General features: G+C 50.9%; 13 protein-coding genes. 9 read left to right on the top strand and 4 right to left on the bottom strand.

Annotated elements, in window-relative coordinates:
* Positions 1–74 precede the first annotated feature (74 nt).
* Positions 75–1,262 (top strand): ribonucleotide-diphosphate reductase subunit beta, encoded by a 1,188-nt coding sequence (locus tag Q8K39_RS02445; protein ID WP_186952113.1) that lies wholly within the window; start codon positions 75–77, stop codon positions 1,260–1,262.
* Between the two features lie 537 nt (positions 1,263–1,799).
* On the opposite strand, the gene Q8K39_RS24915 is transcribed toward Q8K39_RS02445, so the two are convergent.
* Positions 1,800–2,624 carry a hypothetical protein gene (locus tag Q8K39_RS24915; RefSeq protein WP_370868543.1) on the bottom strand — a complete coding sequence of 275 codons (825 nt, stop codon included), beginning with the start codon at positions 2,622–2,624 and terminating at the stop codon, positions 1,800–1,802.
* Positions 2,625–2,888: 264 nt separating this feature from the next.
* Here Q8K39_RS24915 and Q8K39_RS02455 point away from each other — a divergent pair, with 264 nt between their 5' ends.
* Positions 2,889–3,413, top strand: a complete 525-nt coding sequence (locus Q8K39_RS02455; RefSeq protein WP_305258151.1) for a YggT family protein — start codon at positions 2,889–2,891, stop codon at positions 3,411–3,413.
* Between the two features lie 11 nt (positions 3,414–3,424).
* Here Q8K39_RS02455 and Q8K39_RS02460 read toward each other — a convergent pair whose 3' ends face one another.
* Entirely contained in the window at positions 3,425–4,435 is a 1,011-nt protein-coding gene (locus tag Q8K39_RS02460) for a LacI family DNA-binding transcriptional regulator (RefSeq protein ID WP_186952115.1), read from the bottom strand.
* Between the two features lie 100 nt (positions 4,436–4,535).
* Here Q8K39_RS02460 and Q8K39_RS02465 point away from each other — a divergent pair, with 100 nt between their 5' ends.
* On the top strand, positions 4,536–5,813 hold the full coding sequence (locus Q8K39_RS02465; RefSeq protein WP_305258152.1) for an amidohydrolase family protein: 1,278 nt from the start codon (positions 4,536–4,538) through the stop codon (positions 5,811–5,813).
* Between the two features lie 63 nt (positions 5,814–5,876).
* Here Q8K39_RS02465 and hemL read toward each other — a convergent pair whose 3' ends face one another.
* Positions 5,877–7,157, bottom strand: coding sequence for a glutamate-1-semialdehyde 2,1-aminomutase (hemL, locus tag Q8K39_RS02470; RefSeq protein WP_305258153.1), 1,281 nt, complete (start codon positions 7,155–7,157; stop codon positions 5,877–5,879).
* Between the two features lie 47 nt (positions 7,158–7,204).
* Complete coding sequence (locus tag Q8K39_RS02475) at positions 7,205–8,068, bottom strand: hydroxymethylpyrimidine/phosphomethylpyrimidine kinase (RefSeq protein WP_186952118.1); 864 nt, start codon at positions 8,066–8,068, stop codon at positions 7,205–7,207.
* Between the two features lie 169 nt (positions 8,069–8,237).
* Here Q8K39_RS02475 and Q8K39_RS02480 point away from each other — a divergent pair, with 169 nt between their 5' ends.
* The 6 genes from Q8K39_RS02480 to Q8K39_RS02505 all read left to right on the top strand — a co-directional run bounded on the left by Q8K39_RS02480 (position 8,238) and on the right by Q8K39_RS02505 (position 19,364).
* The gene (locus Q8K39_RS02480) at positions 8,238–8,390 is read left to right on the top strand and encodes a rubredoxin (protein ID WP_110255217.1); all 153 of its coding nucleotides are present in this window, start codon (positions 8,238–8,240) and stop codon (positions 8,388–8,390) included.
* 116 nt (positions 8,391–8,506) lie between these two features.
* Positions 8,507–8,899 (top strand): PleD family two-component system response regulator, encoded by a 393-nt coding sequence (locus Q8K39_RS02485; RefSeq protein WP_186952119.1) that lies wholly within the window; start codon positions 8,507–8,509, stop codon positions 8,897–8,899.
* A gap of 39 nt (positions 8,900–8,938) precedes the next feature.
* Positions 8,939–9,304: a response regulator transcription factor gene (locus tag Q8K39_RS02490; RefSeq protein ID WP_186952120.1), complete on the top strand. Its 366-nt coding sequence runs from the start codon at positions 8,939–8,941 to the stop codon at positions 9,302–9,304.
* A gap of 57 nt (positions 9,305–9,361) precedes the next feature.
* On the top strand, positions 9,362–9,946 hold the full coding sequence (locus tag Q8K39_RS02495) for a chemotaxis protein CheW (protein ID WP_230413597.1): 585 nt from the start codon (positions 9,362–9,364) through the stop codon (positions 9,944–9,946).
* A 58-nt stretch (positions 9,947–10,004) separates the two neighbouring features.
* Positions 10,005–12,344: a methyl-accepting chemotaxis protein gene (locus Q8K39_RS02500; RefSeq protein ID WP_186952121.1), complete on the top strand. Its 2,340-nt coding sequence runs from the start codon at positions 10,005–10,007 to the stop codon at positions 12,342–12,344.
* A gap of 261 nt (positions 12,345–12,605) precedes the next feature.
* Positions 12,606–19,364: an Hpt domain-containing protein gene (locus Q8K39_RS02505; protein ID WP_305258154.1), complete on the top strand. Its 6,759-nt coding sequence runs from the start codon at positions 12,606–12,608 to the stop codon at positions 19,362–19,364.
* Positions 19,365–19,723 lie beyond the last annotated feature (359 nt).

Genomic DNA, 19,723 nt, shown 5'->3' on the forward strand with positions numbered 1-19,723 from the left:
TCAAGAGATTGCGGGAAGAAGCCTTGCTTCTTCCCTTGAAGAACAAGCTGTTACAAAAAGTAAGGAAATAGATAATGTTATCTTGGGATGATGAAGTCCAGCCGGCAGCTCCGGCGAGCGCGGCAACGCCAGCACCACGTCAGGTAAGCGGCATGGATTTGCAGCCACGTTTGCAAACACAGGAAGTCGCTCTCAATCCTGCGCTGGTCAATAAGCCAGTCGCAATCGCTGCTGAAAATGTGACGCGCCGTGTCAATGCTGCTGACAAGCGCATTATCAATGGCACCACCGACGTGAATCAGTTGGTCCCCTTCAAATACAAATGGGCCTGGGATAAATATCTGGCAGGTTGCGCTAATCACTGGATGCCGCAAGAGATCAATATGCAGCGTGATATTGAACTCTGGAAAGACCCAAATGGTCTGACCGAAGATGAGCGTCGACTGGTGAAACGTAATCTCGGTTTCTTTGTCACCGCTGATTCCCTGGCTGCCAACAATATCGTGCTCGGTACTTACCGCCATATCACGGCACCGGAATGCCGCCAGTATTTGTTGCGTCAGGCATTTGAAGAAGCGATTCATACTCACGCTTATCAATACATCGTTGAATCGCTGGGTCTGGATGAAGCAGAAATCTTCAACGCCTACAATGAAGTTGATTCCATTCGCGACAAGGATCAGTTCCTGATTCCTTTCATCGACGTGTTAACTGATCCTGCATTCAAGACTGGCACCACCGAGGCAGATCAGACTTTGCTCAAGTCCCTGATCGTATTTGCCTGCCTGATGGAAGGTCTGTTCTTCTATGTTGGCTTCACACAAATTCTGGCGCTTGGTCGTCAAAATAAAATGATGGGCGCGGCAGAACAATATCAATACATCTTGCGCGACGAATCGATGCATTGCAATTTCGGGATCGATTTAATCAATACAATTAAGATGGAAAATCCGCATTTGTGGACGCCAGCATTTCGTGATGAAATTAAATCGTTGTTTTTGCGTGCTGTGGAGTTGGAATATCGTTACGCAGAGGATACAATGCCGCGTGGAGTGCTCGGTTTGAATGCGCCAATGTTCAAGGGTTATTTACGCTTCATTGCAAATCGCCGCGCACAACAAATTGGTCTCGAAACGCTGTTCCCTCAGGAAGAAAATCCTTTCCCTTGGATGAGTGAAATGATAGACCTGAAAAAAGAGCGCAACTTTTTTGAGACACGTGTAATTGAGTATCAAACTGGCGGAGCCCTCAACTGGGAATAATTGCTGAACAAGCGATCGCCAAAATCCGGGTCAGGGATTTCTGATCAAGTAGTGCGAGCATGTGATTGAAGTTTTGATGTGATGTTGAATTTGGGTTTGCAAGACCCCAGATAGGAAATGCAAACACCGCAAATCATCAAATCAGGAAACGCCGCAAGCTGTCAGTGTCCCCCCGGGATTGCTCATGATTTGCACAAGATGTAAAACGCGAGAGGCCTCACCAAACTGAATGGACAGTCATAGACAACATTGTTTTGAACTGTTAGTGCCGCAATACCTGGCTACACTGGGTATTGTGGCTATTGGTCTTTGTATTTCGCAAAAGGATACCGGCGTCTGCTTTAATGCGGGCGTTTTTGGGTTTGCCGCCAGGCGAGGAGCCGGCATTAAGTAACATTAAGCAAACCATGATGGCTGAAGTGCCCCATCAATAGAGGGGATGGAGCAGTTCGGCCGGTGCAGAATTCATTAGCGCAAACAGCGATCATGTTTGTGCCGATGAATAATCCGCTTGAATGGATCGAGCGGATTTAATTTTTATCTGATTTTTTTCCATCTCAATCGAAGGAGAAACAAAATGGCAACAGCACCACAACCGTCCCCGGACGAACCAGTAGCAGCCAAGAAGCCTGCTGCAAAAAAAGCCGCAGCTAAACCAGCAGCAGCGAAAAAAGTAGCGGCCAAGCCAGCAGCAAAAGCTGCAGCTAAGCCAGCAGCTAAAGCAACTAAGGCAGCAGCTAAACCAGCGGCAGCAAAAAAAGCAGCGGCCAAGCCAGCAGCAAAAGCTGCAGCTAAACCAGCAGCTAAAGCAGCTAAAGCAGCAGCTAAACCAGCAGCAGCTAAAAAAGCAGCAGCCAAGCCAGCAGCTAAGGCAACCAAGGCAGCAGCCAAACCAGCCGTAGCTAAAAAAGCAGCAGCCAAGCCAGCAGCGAAAGCAACCAAGGCAGCTGCTAAACCAGCAGCCAAGGCAGCTAAACCAGTAGCTAAAAAAGCAGCCGCTAAGCCAGCAGCGAAAGCAACCAAGGCAGCAGCTAAGCCAGCAGCTAAAGCAGCCAAGGCAGCTAAACCAGTAGCTAAAAAAGCAGCAGCTAAGCCAGCAGCGAAAGCAACCAAGGCAGCTGCTAAGCCAGCAGCGAAAGCTACTAAGGCAGCAGCCAAACCAGCAGCAGCTAAAAAAGCAGCCGCTAAGCCAGTAGCGAAAAAAGCAGCAGCTAAAGCAGTAGCCAAGCCAGCGGCTAAAGCAACTAAGGCAGCAGCTAAACCAGCAGCTAAACCAGCAGCAAAAGCTGCCGCCAAGCCTGCTAAAGCAGCTAAGCCAGCAGCAGTTAAAGCGGCAAAACCAGCAGCGAAGCCAACTGCCAAACCTGCAGCAGCCAAAGCCGCTAAGCCAGCAGCAGCAAAGCCAGCAGCAAAAAAAGCCGCGGCTAAGCCAGCCGCAAAAAAGGCCGCTCCAGCAAAACCAGCGACACCTGATGCAAAAACCGTTGTTAGTCCAAATGCAGCATGGCCTTTCCCAACTGGTAATCGCCCAGCGTAATCCTTGATATGCTTGGTGGCCTGGTTTTATTCAGGCACAATACCCACTGTTTGATTCGTCATGCAGTGGGTTTTTTTTAAGGGTGTGTCGTGTTACTTAATAATTTAATTTATGTTATCAAAGCTGTCACGGGAATATTTGCTGGCTTTCTGTTGCTACGTTTCTGGATGCAGGCGCAGCGAATTCGGCCTCCTGCAGCGCTGGCGCAAGCAATTTTCAAATTGACAGATTGGCTGGTGCATCCTATCCGGCGCATCATTCCCGGTTTTGCCGGTTACGATTGGGCGACTCTGCTCGCTGCCATACTGGTTGCCTTGGTTGCAGCAGGCTTTATCGTCTGGATGATTTCCCCCGTATTCTTGATCGAACAGGTTTTCATAATCGCCGGCATCACGTTGGCGCAATGGGTAATTTATGAGATTATGGCCTTGCTGTTGCTGGAGGTATTGTTTAGCTGGGTAAACCCCAGTGCGCCTTTCGCTCCTTTTGTCCGGGCTTTGAACGAGCCTTTCCTGAAACCAGTGAGGAAGCTGATCCCTGCCATCGGTGGCCTGGATTTTTCTCCCATGATTATTTTGATATTGTTGCAGGTGTTGATTAATTCTATCGGGTAAGTTCCAAAGCTTTACTCAGCACACGGTATGCTGGCAGTTGATTGCCGTATCACCAGTTGTGACTTCAACATTTCTCGCCTTAATGGCGCTTCCGGGTCAACAATGCGGTTGACCAGTATTTGTGCCGTGAGGTTGCCTATGGCTTGCTTGGGCTGCGCTATTGTCGTCAATGGTGGGGTGCTGAACGAGGCCAGGGCAATATCATCGTAACCGATGACAGACAAGGCTTCCGGTATCTTGATGCCGGCTTCATTGGCTGCCCTGATGCCGCCTATCGCCATCAAATCATTGCTGGCAAAAATAGCTGTGGGTCGCTGTGGCAGCGCCAGCAATTGCTGGAAGGCGTTAAAACCGCCCTGACTGGTAAAGTCAGCATGCAACAGATATGCGCTGTTGAATTCAAGTCCGGCTTCTTGCAAGGCACGGCGATAGCCGGTGACGCGATCACCGCTGGGTAGCAGTATGTCGGGTCCGGCAACGCAGGCAATGCGCTTGTGACCCAGTCCTATTAAGTAGCGGGTCGCTTCGTAGCCACCCTGTTCATGGTCAGCTTCGATAAAGTCGGCCACTACACCCGACACTTCACGATCCACCAGCACCTTGGGTATGCCTTCGTCAGCCAGCAATTGCGTCAGTTCTTCATCTGATCCCGACGATACCAGGATCAGTCCATCAATACGTTTCTCCATCAGCACCCGGATATAAGCTGCTTGCTTTTTCGGATCATCATAGGAATTGCACAGAATGATGTTATAGCCCAGCTTAAATGAAGCGTCTTCTATGCCCTGTATGATTTCTGCAAAATAGGGATTGGAGTTATTCGGTATCATCATGCCCAGGGTATGGGTGCGATCGTTTTTGAGACTGCGGGCAACAGCGCTTGGGATGTAGCGCAATTCCTGGATCACGGCCAGCACACGTTCACGTGCATCTTCACTGACGACACGGGTATTATTGATGACGTGAGAAACCGTGGTTGTTGAAACCCTGGCTTTCTCTGCGACTTGCTTCATTGTTGCCATAAGATTCCTGCCTTTCTGTGCCAAGATTATGACGCAGGATGAGGTTCATGGCGCATATTTTCTGCAATAACTATGTACTAATCATATAGAGAGATTTCTGATGAACGATCTTGTCATTCGCAATGCCAGTTTGCCAGATGGTCGCAAGGGTATCGATATCGCTATCCAGGATGGCCGCATAGTCGCGCTTGATATGGCTTTGCCCGTCAGTGCGGTAGAAGAAATCCATGCCAATGGCAACCTGGTGACGCCACCATTTGTTGATGCCCATTTTCACATGGATGCCGTGCTCAGTTACGGTTTGCCACGTGTTAACCAGTCTGGCACTTTATTGGAAGGCATAGCCTTGTGGGGGGAGCTTAAGCCTATGCTGACGCAAGAAGCGCTGGTCGAGCGGGCCATGCGTTATTGCGACTGGGCAGTGGGGCGGGGTTTGCTGGCGGTGCGTTCGCATGTGGACATTTGCGACGACCGTTTGCTGGCCGTAGAAGCCTTGCTGGAAGTAAAACGACGGGTTGCTCCTTATCTGGATTTGCAACTGGTGGCCTTTCCGCAAGATGGTATTTTACGTAGCACTACGGCCATGGATAATCTCAAGCGTTCCATCGCCATGGGGGTGGATGTAGTCGGCGGCATACCGCATTTTGAACGCACTATGGCCGACGGTGCCGAATCGGTACGCCTGCTATGCGAGTTCGCTGCTGAAAAAGGTTTGCGGGTCGACATGCATTGCGATGAATCGGATGACCCCTTGTCACGCCATATAGAAACCCTGGCTTATCACACGCATAGGCTGGGCATGCAGGGGCGGGTAGCTGGTTCGCACCTGACCTCCATGCATTCCATGGATAATTACTATGTCAGTAAATTACTGCCTCTGATACGTGAAGCCGGTGTGGCAGCCATCGCCAATCCCCTGATTAATATCACCCTGCAAGGCCGTCACGACACTTACCCCAAACGCCGTGGCATGACGCGCGTGCCTGAGATGCTGGCCGCTGGCATAGAAGTCGCCTTCGGCCATGACTGCGTGATGGATCCCTGGTATAGCCTGGGTTCTGGCGACATGCTGGAAGTCGCGCAAATGGGTTTGCATGTGGCGCAGATGACCGGTCAGGATGCCATGCGTCAGTGTTTCCAGGCAGTGACTGCTGCACCGGCGCGTATACTGGGCCTGGAAGGATATGGTCTGGAAGTCGGCTGCAACGCTGATCTGGTGTTACTCGACGCCAGCGACCCTGTGGAAGCAATACGTTTGCGCGCCACCCGCACCCACGTGCTGCGCCGCGGCAAAGTCATCAGCCAGACGCCGGTGCCGCATGCGAATTTGAATTTGCCAGGCAGGCCAGGGCAGGTGGATTTTAGATCGAAAAACTGAAGCTGCTAATATATAAGAGAGCTTGATTCTCAAGCTCTCTTATAGTCTCTGATAGTCAGGGGATCAGAGTTGTGCGAAAGCTTTTTCAGCCGCAGCAATCGTATCAGCAATGATGGCATCATCATGTTGCGCAGAAACGAAGCCTGCTTCAAAAGCAGATGGTGCCAGGTAAACGCCCTGGTCCAGCATCAGGTGGAAGAAGCGGTTGAATCTTTCCTTGTCGCTGGCCATCATGGCGGCATAAGAACCTGGTATTTCATTGGCAAAATACAGACCAAACATGCCACCGACGGCATCCGCGCAAAAGCTGACGTTGGCAGCTTTTGCGGCGGCACTTAAGCCATCTACCAGTTTTCGGGTTTGCGCTGTCAGGTTTTCATAGAAGCCTGCTTCCTGGATAATTTTCAGGGTAGTCATGCCCGCTGCTACGGCGACCGGATTGCCTGACAAGGTGCCAGCCTGATACACGCCACCTAAAGGCGCCATGTGTCCCATCAAATCAGCACGACCACCAAAGGCAGCTACCGGCAAACCACCACCGATGACCTTGCCCAGGCAAGTCAGGTCAGCCTGCACACCATACAATGCCTGCGCACCATGCAGGCACACGCGGAAGCCGCACATCACTTCATCAAAAATCAAAACGCTGCCATGTTCAGTACACAGCTTGCGCATGGTATTGATGAATTCTTGCGTGGCGCGTATCAGGTTCATATTGCCAGCGACTGGTTCAACGATCACGCAGGCGATCTGGTCACCGATGGACTTGAAGACTTCTTCCAACTGTTCGCAATTATTATAGTCAAGCACCAGAGTGTGTTTGCTGAAGTCTTCCGGCACGCCGGCAGAAGTTGGGTTGCCAAATGTGAGCAAGCCACTGCCAGCCTTGACCAGTAAGGAATCTGCGTGGCCGTGATAGCAACCTTCAAACTTGATGATCTTGTCGCGTTTGGTGGCGCCACGCGCCAGGCGCAGGGCGCTCATGGTGGCTTCTGTTCCACTGGACACCAGGCGTACCTGTTCTATGCTGGGCACGAGTTTGCAGATTTCTTCTGCCATCTCGATCTCACCCTCCGTTGGTGCGCCAAAACTGAGGCCGCGAGCGGCTGCTTCCTGTACAGCGCTGATGACTTCAGGGTGCGCGTGGCCGACGATGGCGGGACCCCAGGAGCCTATGTAATCGATATAGCGCTTGTCTTCTGCATCCCAGAAATAAGGACCGGCAGCGCGCGTGATGAAGCGCGGCGTGCCACCGACGGAGCGGAAGGCGCGCACAGGAGAGTTCACACCACCAGGCGTGGTCTTTTGGGCGCGGGCAAACAGGATGTCGTTTTTATCGGTCATAATGGAGCTTAAGTAAGTGATGATGCGAATGCGGTGTGGATAGGTGGCTACAGTGTGGTCTGTTCGGTTTCTCTGGCCCAGAAATAACGGTCTGGTATTAATCTGCCCATGCCCAGCCTTTGTGAATGGCTCAAGGCGGCATGGGTAAATTCCTGGGCTTCAAGCACGGCTTCGGGGATTTCCAGGCCGTTAGCCAGCAGAGCGGCAATCGCGGCAGACAAAGTAGAGCCAGCCCCGGCATGCGAGCCAGGCAAGCGCTGCCAAGCATCACGCCGGACGGCTCCAGACTCATTATATAAAGTGTTAACTACTTCACCGGTTTCACCCGCTGTGCCTGTGACTAATATATACTCGCAGCCGGATTCGATGAGTGTCATGACATCGTCAGCCAGATCTTCTGTTTGAACATTAGCGTCGGCACGGGTTTCAGTTTCTGTGTCGCTACTGTCTTTCCAGGTTTCTGCCAGGCGTGACAGTTCTACCGCAGAGATCATCAGCAGGTTGGCCTGGGGTATCAGTAATTCACGAATTGCCAGTACCAGATCCTCAGCCTCCGGCCCCTGCTCTGCCAGGGCGGCGTTGAAGGGATCCAGTACCAGTGGCAATTCGGGATAGTCTGAGACAATTTCGGCGATGACGGTGACATTTTCGACGCTGCCGACCTGACCGATCTTAAAGGCCAGTACTTGCATGTCTTCCAGCACGGTGCGTGCCTGTTCATCGACTAAATCGCCATCAAGTGGATGTAAATCATCGATTTGCGACGTATCACCAGTTAAAATGGCAGTCATGACAGGCAGGCCGTAACAGCCCATGGCCGCAAACGATGCCAGATCGGCATGAATGCCAGTGGCAGCAACAGGATCTGATGCGCCAAAGCTAAGTATTAGTGGAGAAATTTGGTTTTGCACGTTGGGTAGATTAATATAGCTGACTTCGCGAGGACTTAAATTACTCGCGCAATTGCCATTAGTAACACATTGCAAACAGAATATTTGCAGCAGTTTCAATATTTTACTTGATTGAAGGGTTTTAGTCGTGACTGATACGGTAACGGATAAGGTAGTTTTCAAGGCGTGGATGTGCTTGATTTGCGGATGGGTATATGATGAAGAGCAAGGTTCACCCGAAGACGGCATTCCAGCCGGTACCAAATGGGAAGATGTCCCCATGAACTGGACCTGCCCCGAGTGCGGCGCACGTAAAGAAGACTTCGAAATGGTGGCAATCTGATCGATTTGTCGATTTTGATGTTGCTTAATATGTTTATTCAAGGAAAAAAAGCGCAAATGTGCGTTTTTTTGTTACAGTGATATGTAACCTTAATACTGCCGGGAAGAGATGATTTTATGTCAACGTTGACAGGCAACGAGAACTTGAAAATCATGGTGATTGACGATAGCAGCACCATACGCCGTTCGGCCGAGATTTTTCTTGGGCAGGCCGGATACAAGATAGTATTGGCAGAAGATGGCTTTGATGCGCTTGCCAAGATTAACGATTCTCATCCAGACCTGATTTTTTGCGATATCCTCATGCCTAGACTGGATGGATATCAGACTTGCGCTCTGATTAAGAAAAGCGCGAAATTCCGGGATACACCGGTAATCATGTTGTCTTCTAAGGACGGTTTATTTGACCGCGCCCGTGGTGCCATGGTCGGCTCTGATGAGTATCTGACCAAGCCTTTTACAAAGGATAGTCTGCTGAAAACGGTAAGAAATTACACTTCGGCGACCTAGATTTATATAGTTAAGTTAGTTAATGTGAGGTAAAACAAGATGGCCATTCAAAAAATTCTGGTAGTAGACGATTCTCCAACAGAACGCTATTTCCTGACCGATGTATTGGTGAAAAATGGTTTTTCAGTATCAACAGCTGAAAACGGCGAAGAAGCCCTGAGCAAAATCAAGGCAGACAAACCACAATTGATATTGATGGACGTGGTCATGCCTGGGCAAAATGGTTTCCAGATTACCCGTGCGATCGCCAAAGACCCTGACACACAAGACGTGCCGGTAATTATCTGCACCAGTAAAAATCAGGAAACTGACCGTATCTGGGGTTTGCGTCAGGGTGCCCGCGATTATCTGGTGAAGCCTATTGACCCGGCAGAATTGCTGGCGAAAATTTCTGCTCTCGGTTAATCCGGCTAGACAAGTTTTAATTCTTGCATCAATAATAAGATATCTTCGGATTGCCTCATGAATCAGACTGTGCGTGAAACTGCTGCAGCAAATCTGGAAGTTGTCAAACCCGAAAAGGGGGTGCGTCGTACCCGGCTGCGTGAATTTCAGGCGCAGCTGGTAGAGCGCATGCAAGCTGCCCAGCGTGGTGGCTATACGAAACTTAGCCAGTTGGGCATTATGATAGGACAGGGGCGTTATCTCCTGGATTTGCGTGAATCAGGAGAAATCGTCACTGCCGGTACCCTAACCAGGGTGCCCTTGACGCGCGACTGGTACATAGGTCTGTCCAATATTCGCGGTAATTTGACTGGTGTCATTGATTTGCCACGTTTTCAGGGCATGGATATCACCAAACAAGATACACAATGCCGCATTGTTGCATTTGCACCTGGCATGGCGTTCAACAGTGGCTTGCTGGTATCCCAGGTTCTGGGTTTGCGTACGGTTTCAGAAATGGAAGAAATCCCCTTTGACGACAATCAGCTTGAAAGCAAGGCCTGGTTGAAGAAAAAGTATAGGGATAAAGATGGCAACATCTGGTTTGAACTTAGTCTGGCCACGCTGGTGCAGGACCAGGATTTTTTGCAAATAGGTATTTAAGTCAGTATGTGCATACAAGCAAAACTGACAGCTTTTCAATCGTTTAGGAGACTTAGTAATGGCATTTAATCTACCGTTCTTGTCCAAAGATAAAGAAGATCCGGAAATTGACGGAGCAGAAGTTGCGGCAAGGTCGTTCGGGAATGCTGATTCGATTGAAATTGAAGAAGCAAACAATGTAAAAATGGTGACTCCTGCAACGCAGGCAGCCGTCAACCCGCCTGCTGCAGCTGAAACTGCCGTGCCCAAGGTTGAGTCTTATGGTGATGCCACCTTCATTGGTGATGCGCTGGAGAAGGGGACTGGCATACGCCTGCCCATCATTGGCGGCATGTCGGTTCGTCGTCAGACCAACTTCTTGCTCGGAACCATGGCATTTTTCCTGCTGCTGGGCGGTGCTTCCGTTTATCTGAATTCTGAGCATTCGACACTCTTGTCTACCCAGGCGCAGATCGCTGGTGAGGCGCTGATGCACTCGCAGCGTATTGGTAAAGCGGCTCCGAATGCGATTCAGGGTAACGTCGAGGCGTTTAAACAGCTTAAGGACAGCCGTTCAGAAATGAACAATGACTTGAATATTCTGTTGAACGGCGGTAATTATCAAGGCCGTTCGGTCAAGCGTGCAGACTCTGTACTGGAACCAGCAGTCAAGGAAGCGCAAAAAGCTTGGGGTAACTCAAACAAGGCCGCTGAAACGATTTTGAACCGTCAGAAAGAATTGACAGGTTTCGGTCAGACCCTGCAAAAAATGAATGCCCTGTCTCCGGTTTTGCTGGAATTGACAGAACAAATCTCTACCCTGAAAGTACAGGGCGGTGGATCTGCTCGTGAAATTAATGCCGCTGGTCAGCTGGTCATGTTGACCCAGCGTCTGGGTCGTAGTGCGAATGAATTTCTGACTTCCGAGGGTGTTAATCCAGAAACGGCATTCTTGCTGGGTAAGGATACCAATACTTTCCGTGATCTGGTTGACGGCTTCCTCAATGGTAGTGATGTATTGCGCCTGGCTGCCTCGAAAGATGCGGACACCCGCGACAAGCTGGCCGAGTTGCAAAAAACCTTTGCTGAATATCAGGTTTGGGTATCCAGCATTCTGGGTAATCTGCAAAACTTTATCGCTGCAAAACAATCTGAACAATTGGTGTTTAACGAGAACGAAGATCTCAAAACAAAATTGTCCAAATTGCAGAAAACCTATACTGCTGAACAGGATGGTACCAGTATCTACTTCATGTTGATGCTGGGCTCCGCCTTCTTCGCTTTGCTTGCTGCGGTTGGTATCGGTTTCGTTCAGTTGCAGGAAAGCCGTAACCGCGCCAGGGAAGCGAATGATCGTCGTCTTGAAGCTGCGGCACAAATGATGCAAGCGCAGAAACAGGAAGAAGAAGCGAAAGCCGCGAACGACCAGAATCAGGCCGCGATTTTGCGACTGATGAATGAATTGCAAGAGGTTGCGGATGGTGACTTGACAGTACAGGCAACGGTTTCTGAAGATATCACGGGCGCGATTGCCGACTCGGTTAACTATACGGTGGAAGAGTTGCGGGGTCTGGTAGGTCGTGTTACGGCAACTGCAGAACAAGTTACCTCAGCGTCTACACAAGCACAAAATATTTCCAGCGACTTGTTGACTGCGTCTGAACAACAGTCACGCGAGATTTCTGATGCTGGTCAGGTGGTTCTGACGATGGCGGCTGAAATTACTGACGTTTCCCGTTCTGCGAATGAATCAGCCGAGGTTGCGCGTCAGTCGGTTGCTGCGGCGGAGCAAGGTGCCCATGCGGTGGAAAACGCCATCAAGGGTATGAACGAGATTCGCGAACAAATCCAGGAAACCTCCAAACGTATTAAACGTCTGGGTGAGTCTTCACAAGAGATTGGTGAGATCACTGAACTGATTTCTGATATTACCGAACAAACCAACGTACTGGCGCTGAATGCGGCGATTCAGGCGGCGTCTGCGGGTGAAGCCGGTCGAGGCTTCTCGGTGGTTGCGGAAGAGGTTCAGCGTTTGGCGGAACGTTCCGCTGAAGCGACCAAGCAGATTGGTGCGCTGGTTCGTACGATTCAAACGGATACCCATGACGCGGTTGCCGCGATGGAAAAATCCACTCAGGGTGTGGTTGAGGGAGCAAAACTGTCAGATGCGGCCGGTACGGCGCTGTCTGAAATCCGTAGCGTTTCCAACCGTCTGGCGGAACTGATTCAAGGTATCTCGCTGGCGACGGAACAACAAGCTACCTCAGCCAACGGCGTTGCACAAAATATCCAGCACATTTTGACCATCACCGAACAAACGCAGCATGGTACGCAGCAAACTGCGGTTTCCATTAAAGAATTGTCCATGCTTGCGGAAGAACTCAAGAACTCTGTGTCACGGTTCCGGGTTGCTGCCTGATTTTCACGCCCCGGTTGTGAGAGTGGACTGTAACAGTGAAAAGCGAAGTGCCTGCCATGTGCGAGCCGACCAGGGCGACCTTGCAAATACTCGCGATAGCGTCGCTATCGCTGTGTATAGTTGGAAGCCTGGTTTTGCCCTGGTTTGCCGGGCACATGCCCTTCACGTGCGCCTTCACTGTTACTGCCCACTAGCTGCAACCTTATCATATTTGCACGGTAATGGACTGCGGTCCATTACCCTTGAGTTTGCGGAGTACGCATGACATCCGATTTTTCAAAATCGCCAGATCTTCCACAGGAGCAGTTCGACATCGGGCCGCTATCCTGGGTGATGGGAGAAGTGCGGGAAGCAATCACGAACGCCGGCAAAATGCTGACCGACGCACTTGCCCAAGACACTGAAACCCGCCCCACCACTTTACTACATGCAAAAAGCTATCTGCATCAAGCCCATGGTGCCTTGCAGATTGTTGATATCGATGGCGTATCCATCGTTACAGAAACCATAGAAGAATTGCTCGAGCGCTTGCAAAGCGGGCAGCTTGAGATGACACAAGCCAATGTAGAAGTCATCGTCGATGCCTTCCATGCTGTCTTGCGTTATCTGGAAGACTTACTCTCAGGAGCGCCGCACCAGCCAGTGCGTCTGTTCCCGTACTACCGCGCTTTGCTGGAATTAAAGGGTGCCGAGCGTATCCATCCAGCCGATTTGTTTTTCCCCTCTTTATCAGCCAAAGAGCAGATACCTGAACTGGCTGTCAGCAGCAAGGCTGTGGCTGTCAGTTACACAGGCTTGCGTCAGCGTTTTGAAAAACTTTTGCTGACCGTCCTGACCAGCAAGGACAAGGATCAGCAAAAACTGGCTACCCAGTCCATGCATGATTTGATCGCTGAAATCGAAAACGGTCAAACCAATTCCCAGGCCAAGGCTTTCTGGGTTGTGATGCGTGCATTTGTTGAGGCGGTTGGCCATGGTGCCATCGACAACCAGCAATATGTGAAACAAATTTTTGGCCGCATCAATCTGCAAATCCGTCGTCTGGTAGAAGGTGTCAGCACCATTCCTGAACGCCTGTTGCGCGATGCCCTGTTTTTCCTGGCCCAGGTTGAATCACCATCCCCATTTGTCACGCGGGTACGCAAGGCTTATCAGCTTGATGACAAAGTGCCCGTTGATTACGACAAAAAGAATTATGGCCAGATTACAGCTGGTGCGCTGACAGCTGCGAAGGAGCAATTGTCTGCAGTGAAAAATTTTTGGGGCAGAATCGCCAATGGCGAAACTGGCCTGGCAGAAAAGTTTTCGCAAAAAATGACCGACCTGGCCGATACTGGCGCAGGTTTGAATGCGCCAGCATTGGCAAAACTCTTGCGCGAATTGAATGGGATTGCGCGCCATGTCGCTCATTCCCCTGATGGCAGTAAGCTGGGCATAGAACTGGCGACCAGCCTGTTGTTTGTCGAGCATGCGCTTGATCATGTAACACGTTTGCCGGCCAATTTTGCAGACCGGGCAGAAGAGATTACTACGCGTTTGTTGTCTGTGGTTTCCGGTGAAACTCCGCAAACACAGGCGAGTTGGATGGGTGAGATTTCCCGCGAAGCGCAACAACGTCAGACTATGGGCGTTCTGGTAGGCGAGATGCAGTCCAGTCTGCGCCATATAGAAAAAGTGCTGGATGAATATTTCCGCAATCCGGCCGATAAAGAAACCCTGAAACCTATCGATGGCAATCTGCACCAGATCGGCGGCGCACTAGCCATGTTGGATCAGGATGATGCCCTGCTGGCAGTTGATCATACGCGTCAGATGATTAGCAAATTCTCGGCAGAAGATGCAGCAGACCCGGTGGCTCAGGCTGCAGCGCATGAAAATGTCGCGCAAAACATCGGTGCCTTGTCTTTCTTTATCGAGACTTTGCAATCCCAGCCTGAGACGGCAAAAAAGAAATTTAATTTTGATCAGGAAGCGGGCTTGTTCCGTTCCAACTTGCTGGAAGCACAAGCGAGCAAGGAATTATTGCCTAGCGCCGACATACTTTTGCCTGGTGAAGAGGCACATGGCCAGGAAACCAAGGTCGCAGTCTTGAAAACTGCCGAGCAGGAACTGGCGCAGCAGCAGCAGGAGTCTGCCCGTCTGGCCGCCTCTCTGGCAGAAACACCACATGATGCAGGCTTGCAGGCGCAACTGAAGAGTTCGCTGGAGTCCGAACGTTCAGTGGCTATACTGCTGGATGACACTGCCGCATCAGATCGCGCCAAATCTGCCATTGATATGCTAGGCAAAACCGATCAGTCAGGAACTTCAGAAGCTTTGCAGGATATCGTTACTGCAGCAGCCGAACCTGTTGTAGCAACTGCGCAGGCTCAGGATATTCCTGTTGGTGATGATGCCATTGATGCAGAATTGCTGGAAATATTCCTCATGGAAGCTGACGAAGTGCTGGCTTATGTCCAGACTACTTTGCCACTGTCCAGAAAAGATACCAATAACCAGGAATACCTGACCAGCTTGCGTCGGTCCTTCCATACCCTTAAAGGTAGTGGCCGCATGGTTGGCCTGATGGTATTTGGCGAAGCTGCCTGGAGCATAGAGCAAGTCATGAACCTGTGGCTGTCTGACTCTCGTAGCGGTGATGAAAACCTGTATGCCCTGCTGGACCGTACTGCCCGCGAGATGGTTGAGTGGGTAGAGGAATTAAAACAAAGCGGCGTCTCGCCACGCACTGGCAAAGCGATTATCGCTGCCGCTGAACGTGTCAAATCAGGTCTCGATTATCAGGATATTCCAGAAGTTGTTGAAGTCGCTGAGCTTGTAATAGCGCCCACAACACCAGAACCAGAAGTGCTGACTGAACCAGTTGCAGAAGAAATTTACGCAGCAGCATTGCCTGAAGAAGTTGAAATTGAAGCACTGGCTATTCCTGAGATTGAAGTAGCTGTGCCAACAATTGAGCATGCCCCGGTCGAACTGGAAGCGTTTGAATTTACACCAGTTGAACTTGTGCCTGAGCCCGAAACGGCATCTGCAGTACCGGCAGTGAGTGAGACGATTACCTCTGCGGCTGAAGAGACTGCGGATGCATTGCCTGAATTGACGCTGGATACACCTGTCAAGATTGAAGAAATCTCCCTGCCTGTTGAGCGCGCGCTTGAAGTGGCCGTCGCATTGGAAGATATGCCAGCTCAGGGAGCTGAAGGCCTGGTGGCAGATTTGCCGTTTGAATTGACGCTGGATGAAACGGCAGTGGTAGAAACTGTGGCTGCAGACCTGCCAGAAGCTGCTTTACCTGTCGCGGAACTTGCAGAAGAACTTGCTCACATCGATTTATCAACAGAAACCGCCGACCTGCTTGCTGCAAGCGTCGAGTCTGTAGACGAAGTACCTGAAGTAGTCTTGCCGCTGGAGATTGCTGCCAACGAAGAAATTGCTAAAGTACACGAAGTCGCAGAGTCAGCAACTGCAAAAATTATCGATTTCCCTGATTTGTCTGCACCATCGCCTAGCGTGGATGACAATATCAAGCGCATTGGTGATATAGAAATCAGTCTGCCTCTGTACTCCATTTACATGGCAGAAACGGATGAGATCGTCCGTTTCCTAGTGCAAGATTTTGCAGAATGGAGACACGAACCAGATCGCCATGTTTCCACGCATGCCATCCACGCCAGCCATTCATTGGCGGGAAGTTCAGCGACAGTCGGCCTCAAGCCGCTGCAAGAACTTGCGCACAGTCTGGAATTCGTCTTGCAGAGACTGGAACGTCATCCAGTAAGTTTGCTGGAATCTGAGTACGATGTGCTCGACCGTTCGCTCGATTCGGCCAAGCGCATGCTGCAAAAATTTGCCTTGTCAGAAATGGCAGCGCCGGCACCAGAAGAAATCCGCCAGCTCGAACACTTGTTGCAAGTCGTCATCGAGCGTTCCAATGCAGGGGCTGATGAAGAATTCATTACTTCAACCAACGAGAAACTCGACCTGGTCGCCTTGTCTGAGGATTTACCTCATGTCGATGCACTGGTAGAAGAAACACTGACTGCAGATTTGTCACTCGGTTTGCCAGCTATCGAAGACAACGAACCTGAGGTCGCGTTACCACTCGAAGACTTGCCAGTACTTGCTGAAGCTGTGCCTGAACCAGATTTCAATCTCGAACATGCAGAAGTGCTGGAAGCCCTGCCTGTCGTTGAAGAGGAACTGGTCGCTGATTTGCCAGCAGAGACAGTCAGCGCAGAAATCTTGCCTGAACTTGACGCACTGGCGACGATACACGCAGAAGCTTTACCAGAACCAGACGCGCCAGTTGAGACCATTGTTGATCGCATGAGTACCATCATGACGGACGCAATGGATGATATCCACGATGTCCTGCCATTGGATGTAAGAGCTTTAGAACCTGTGGCATTGCCTGAGTTGGAAGCTGAGTCTGTAGTTGAGTCTGCGCCAGTCATTGAACCCGTATCCGTGACAGAACCTGTGGCACTGGAAGCTGTTCAGCCTGAGCCAGAAGCCGAACCAGAAGTCGTTACTGCGGAAGCACAGCCAGCCGCAGCCGAATATGTGGCTCCAACAAGTGATGGCACCGTACAGATCCGTGATGATCTGGATATGGACTTGTTGCCTGTCTTCATAGAAGAAGGTAATGACTTGCTACCTATGGTTGGCCAATTGCTGCGTACCTGGCAAGAAAAGCCGGACGACATGGCAGCACCGCAAGCCATCGCCCGTATCATGCATACCATCAAGGGAAGTGCCCGTATGGCGGGTGCCATGGGCCTGGGTCAGCACATCCATGACATGGAATCACGCATCGAAACCTTGATGCATGGCGGTAGCGCAGTGCGCGCTTCCCTGCTGGATGATTTGCTGGCACGTCACGATCACAGCATGCACATGTTTGACCGCTTGCTGCATCCGGAAGCGTATGCAGCACCTGTACAGGCGGATGCCCCACTGACTACAGCGCAAGAGCTGGATCAGTTCCAGGAGCAAATGGCCGCCAGCAATACCGATGCGCCAGTCGTTATCAATGAATTGGTGAATCTGACGCCTGTTGTGCCTGTGATGACACGTGCAACACCGTCGACAGCTGTGGCTGCGCCGGTAAATACGCCGGTGGGTGCAAATACTCCAGTTCCACTGGTGCGTGTACGTGCCGATATTCTTGACCGTCTGGTTAACCAGGCTGGTGAAGTTTCCATCTCGCGTTCACGTCTGGAAAATGAAGTCAGCACCTTGCGCTCATCTCTCAGTGAATTGACTGAGAACGTCAACCGTCTGCGCGATCAGTTGCGTGAAGTCGAGATTCAGGCAGAAACGCAGATCACCTCACGCATGGCGCATTCTGGTGACCGTGAATTTGATCCGCTGGAATTTGACCGCTTTACCCGCTTGCAAGAATTGACGCGCATGATGGCCGAAAGTGTCAGCGACGTGGCCACCGTACAAACCAACTTGACCCGTACTATCGATGGTGCATCGAATGACTTGCTGGTACAAGCACGTTTGACACGTGACTTGCAACAGGATTTGATGCGCGTGCGTATGATTCCTTTCGCCAGCATTTCCGAGCGTCTGTATCGCGTGACTCGTCAGACTTCCAAAGAAGTCGATAAGCGCGTCAACCTGGATATACGCGGTGCAACGGTAGAGATGGATAGGGGCGTTTTGGAAAAAATGGCCGGTCCATTCGAACACTTGCTGCGTAACGCGATTGTTCACGGTATTGAGAGCCGTGAAAACAGGCGTAATCAAGGTAAAGAAGAAACTGGTGAATTGCTGATAGAAATCCGACAGGAAGGTAATGAAGTTGTGATCCGCTTCAGCGATGATGGCCAGGGCCTGAACCTGACCCGCATCCGCGAAAAAGCGCTGTCTGTTGGCTTGATTACCAATGAAGACACGCCTGGTGATGTGGAAACAGCCAACATGATTTTCGAACCTGGCTTCTCGACAGCCACTGAAATTACCGAACTCGCCGGTCGCGGCGTCGGTATGGACGTGGTTCGCTCTGAAGCAGCATCGCTGGGTGGCCGTGTTGAAGTCATCAGCAATGAAGGTAAGGGCGCTGAATTTACCATCCGCCTGCCTTTGACGCTGGCTGTCACGCAGGTCGTATTGCTGAGCTCTGGTGGCCGTACTTTTGCCGTACCTTCCGTTCTGGTCGAGCAAGTGCAGCAACTGAAATCGAATGCCCTGGCAAATGCCTACAACGATGGCGCAGTCATGTGGCAAGGTCAGCGTGTGACTTTGTACTATCTGTCCTCCATGCTGGGTCAGGACGATGCCACTCCGATGACACAGCAATACAGCCCGCTCCTGATCATGAAGAGCGGTGGCGAGCGTGTCGCGATTCACGTCGATGACGTTCTGGGTAACCGCGAGGTGGTTGTTAAAAACATCGGCCCGCAACTGGCACGTATGACAGGTATAGCTGGCGCGACCGTACTCGGTTCCGGTGAAATCGTTCTGATTCTGAATCCGGTACCGCTGGCACAACGCATGGAGCATGAACATGCGCGCCTGCAACAACTGGGTACAGAGGCAATTCCTGATATGGGTGCCGTCGCGAACCTGCAAAGTGCGACAGAGGTGGCTGAAGTGAAAACCCAGCCTGTGCAAGGGCTGCGTACCCAGCATACTGTCATGGTGGTGGATGATTCTCTGACCGTGCGTCGCGTAACCCAGCGTTTGCTGACACGCGAAGGCTTCCAGGTCATTCTGGCAAAAGACGGTATTGATGCGCTGGAACAATTGCAGTCAGTGACACCGGACGTGATGCTGGTTGATATTGAAATGCCACGCATGGATGGTTTCGATCTGACGCGTAACGTACGCAGTGATTCACGTACCAGTCATATCCCTATCATCATGATCACTTCGCGTACTGCGGATAAGCATAGGAACTATGCGAAAGAACTCGGTGTCAATGAGTACTTCGGTAAGCCTTATCGCGAAGATGATCTGTTGGGGGCGATTATGGGGTTTGTGGGTAAGGATGCGGCGGTGATAGTGTAAGTAGGCTGTAGATTTTAGATAGTCAAAAAAGCAGAGAGTGATCTCTGCTTTTTTGTTTTTGTTTTTGGTATTGGTTTTTTGCCGTTGTAATTTATGGTGATTGAATGGCCGTGCACTAAAAGTCGTCATTCCACCGGGCTGGCGCTCCAGCACGCTTATGGCTGGAATCCAGCGGCGTTCATTGCATGCCGTAACGGGATTTTCTGCCGCAGATTTTCAATACAGACATGTGTTGAATTGCGATTGCAGGCCGGTGGTAGACCGGCAGCTACTTACCTTTTTGCTTCGCCAAAAAGGTAAGCCAAAAAGGCGACCCAGGCGTAGTCGCCCCTGCGGGGTTCCCATTTGTGCAGTACAGA

This window comes from Undibacterium sp. (assembly GCF_030683615.1).
GTDB lineage: Bacteria > Pseudomonadota > Gammaproteobacteria > Burkholderiales > Burkholderiaceae_D > Undibacterium > Undibacterium umbellatum.

Bases quoted from the DNA above. Each gene is read 5' to 3' on its own strand.
- Q8K39_RS02445 (WP_186952113.1), top strand. From the start codon at position 75: ATGTTATCTTGGGATGATGAAGTCCAGCCGGCAGCTCCGGCGAGCGCG.
- Q8K39_RS02460 (WP_186952115.1), bottom strand. From the start codon at position 4,435: ATGGCAACAATGAAGCAAGTCGCAGAGAAAGCCAGGGTTTCAACAACC.
- Q8K39_RS02465 (WP_305258152.1), top strand. From the start codon at position 4,536: ATGAACGATCTTGTCATTCGCAATGCCAGTTTGCCAGATGGTCGCAAG.
- hemL (WP_305258153.1), bottom strand. From the start codon at position 7,157: ATGACCGATAAAAACGACATCCTGTTTGCCCGCGCCCAAAAGACCACG.
- Q8K39_RS02480 (WP_110255217.1), top strand. From the start codon at position 8,238: ATGTGCTTGATTTGCGGATGGGTATATGATGAAGAGCAAGGTTCACCC.
- Q8K39_RS02485 (WP_186952119.1), top strand. From the start codon at position 8,507: ATGTCAACGTTGACAGGCAACGAGAACTTGAAAATCATGGTGATTGAC.
- Q8K39_RS02490 (WP_186952120.1), top strand. From the start codon at position 8,939: ATGGCCATTCAAAAAATTCTGGTAGTAGACGATTCTCCAACAGAACGC.
- Q8K39_RS02495 (WP_230413597.1), top strand. From the start codon at position 9,362: ATGAATCAGACTGTGCGTGAAACTGCTGCAGCAAATCTGGAAGTTGTC.
- Q8K39_RS02500 (WP_186952121.1), top strand. From the start codon at position 10,005: ATGGCATTTAATCTACCGTTCTTGTCCAAAGATAAAGAAGATCCGGAA.
- Q8K39_RS02505 (WP_305258154.1), top strand. From the start codon at position 12,606: ATGACATCCGATTTTTCAAAATCGCCAGATCTTCCACAGGAGCAGTTC.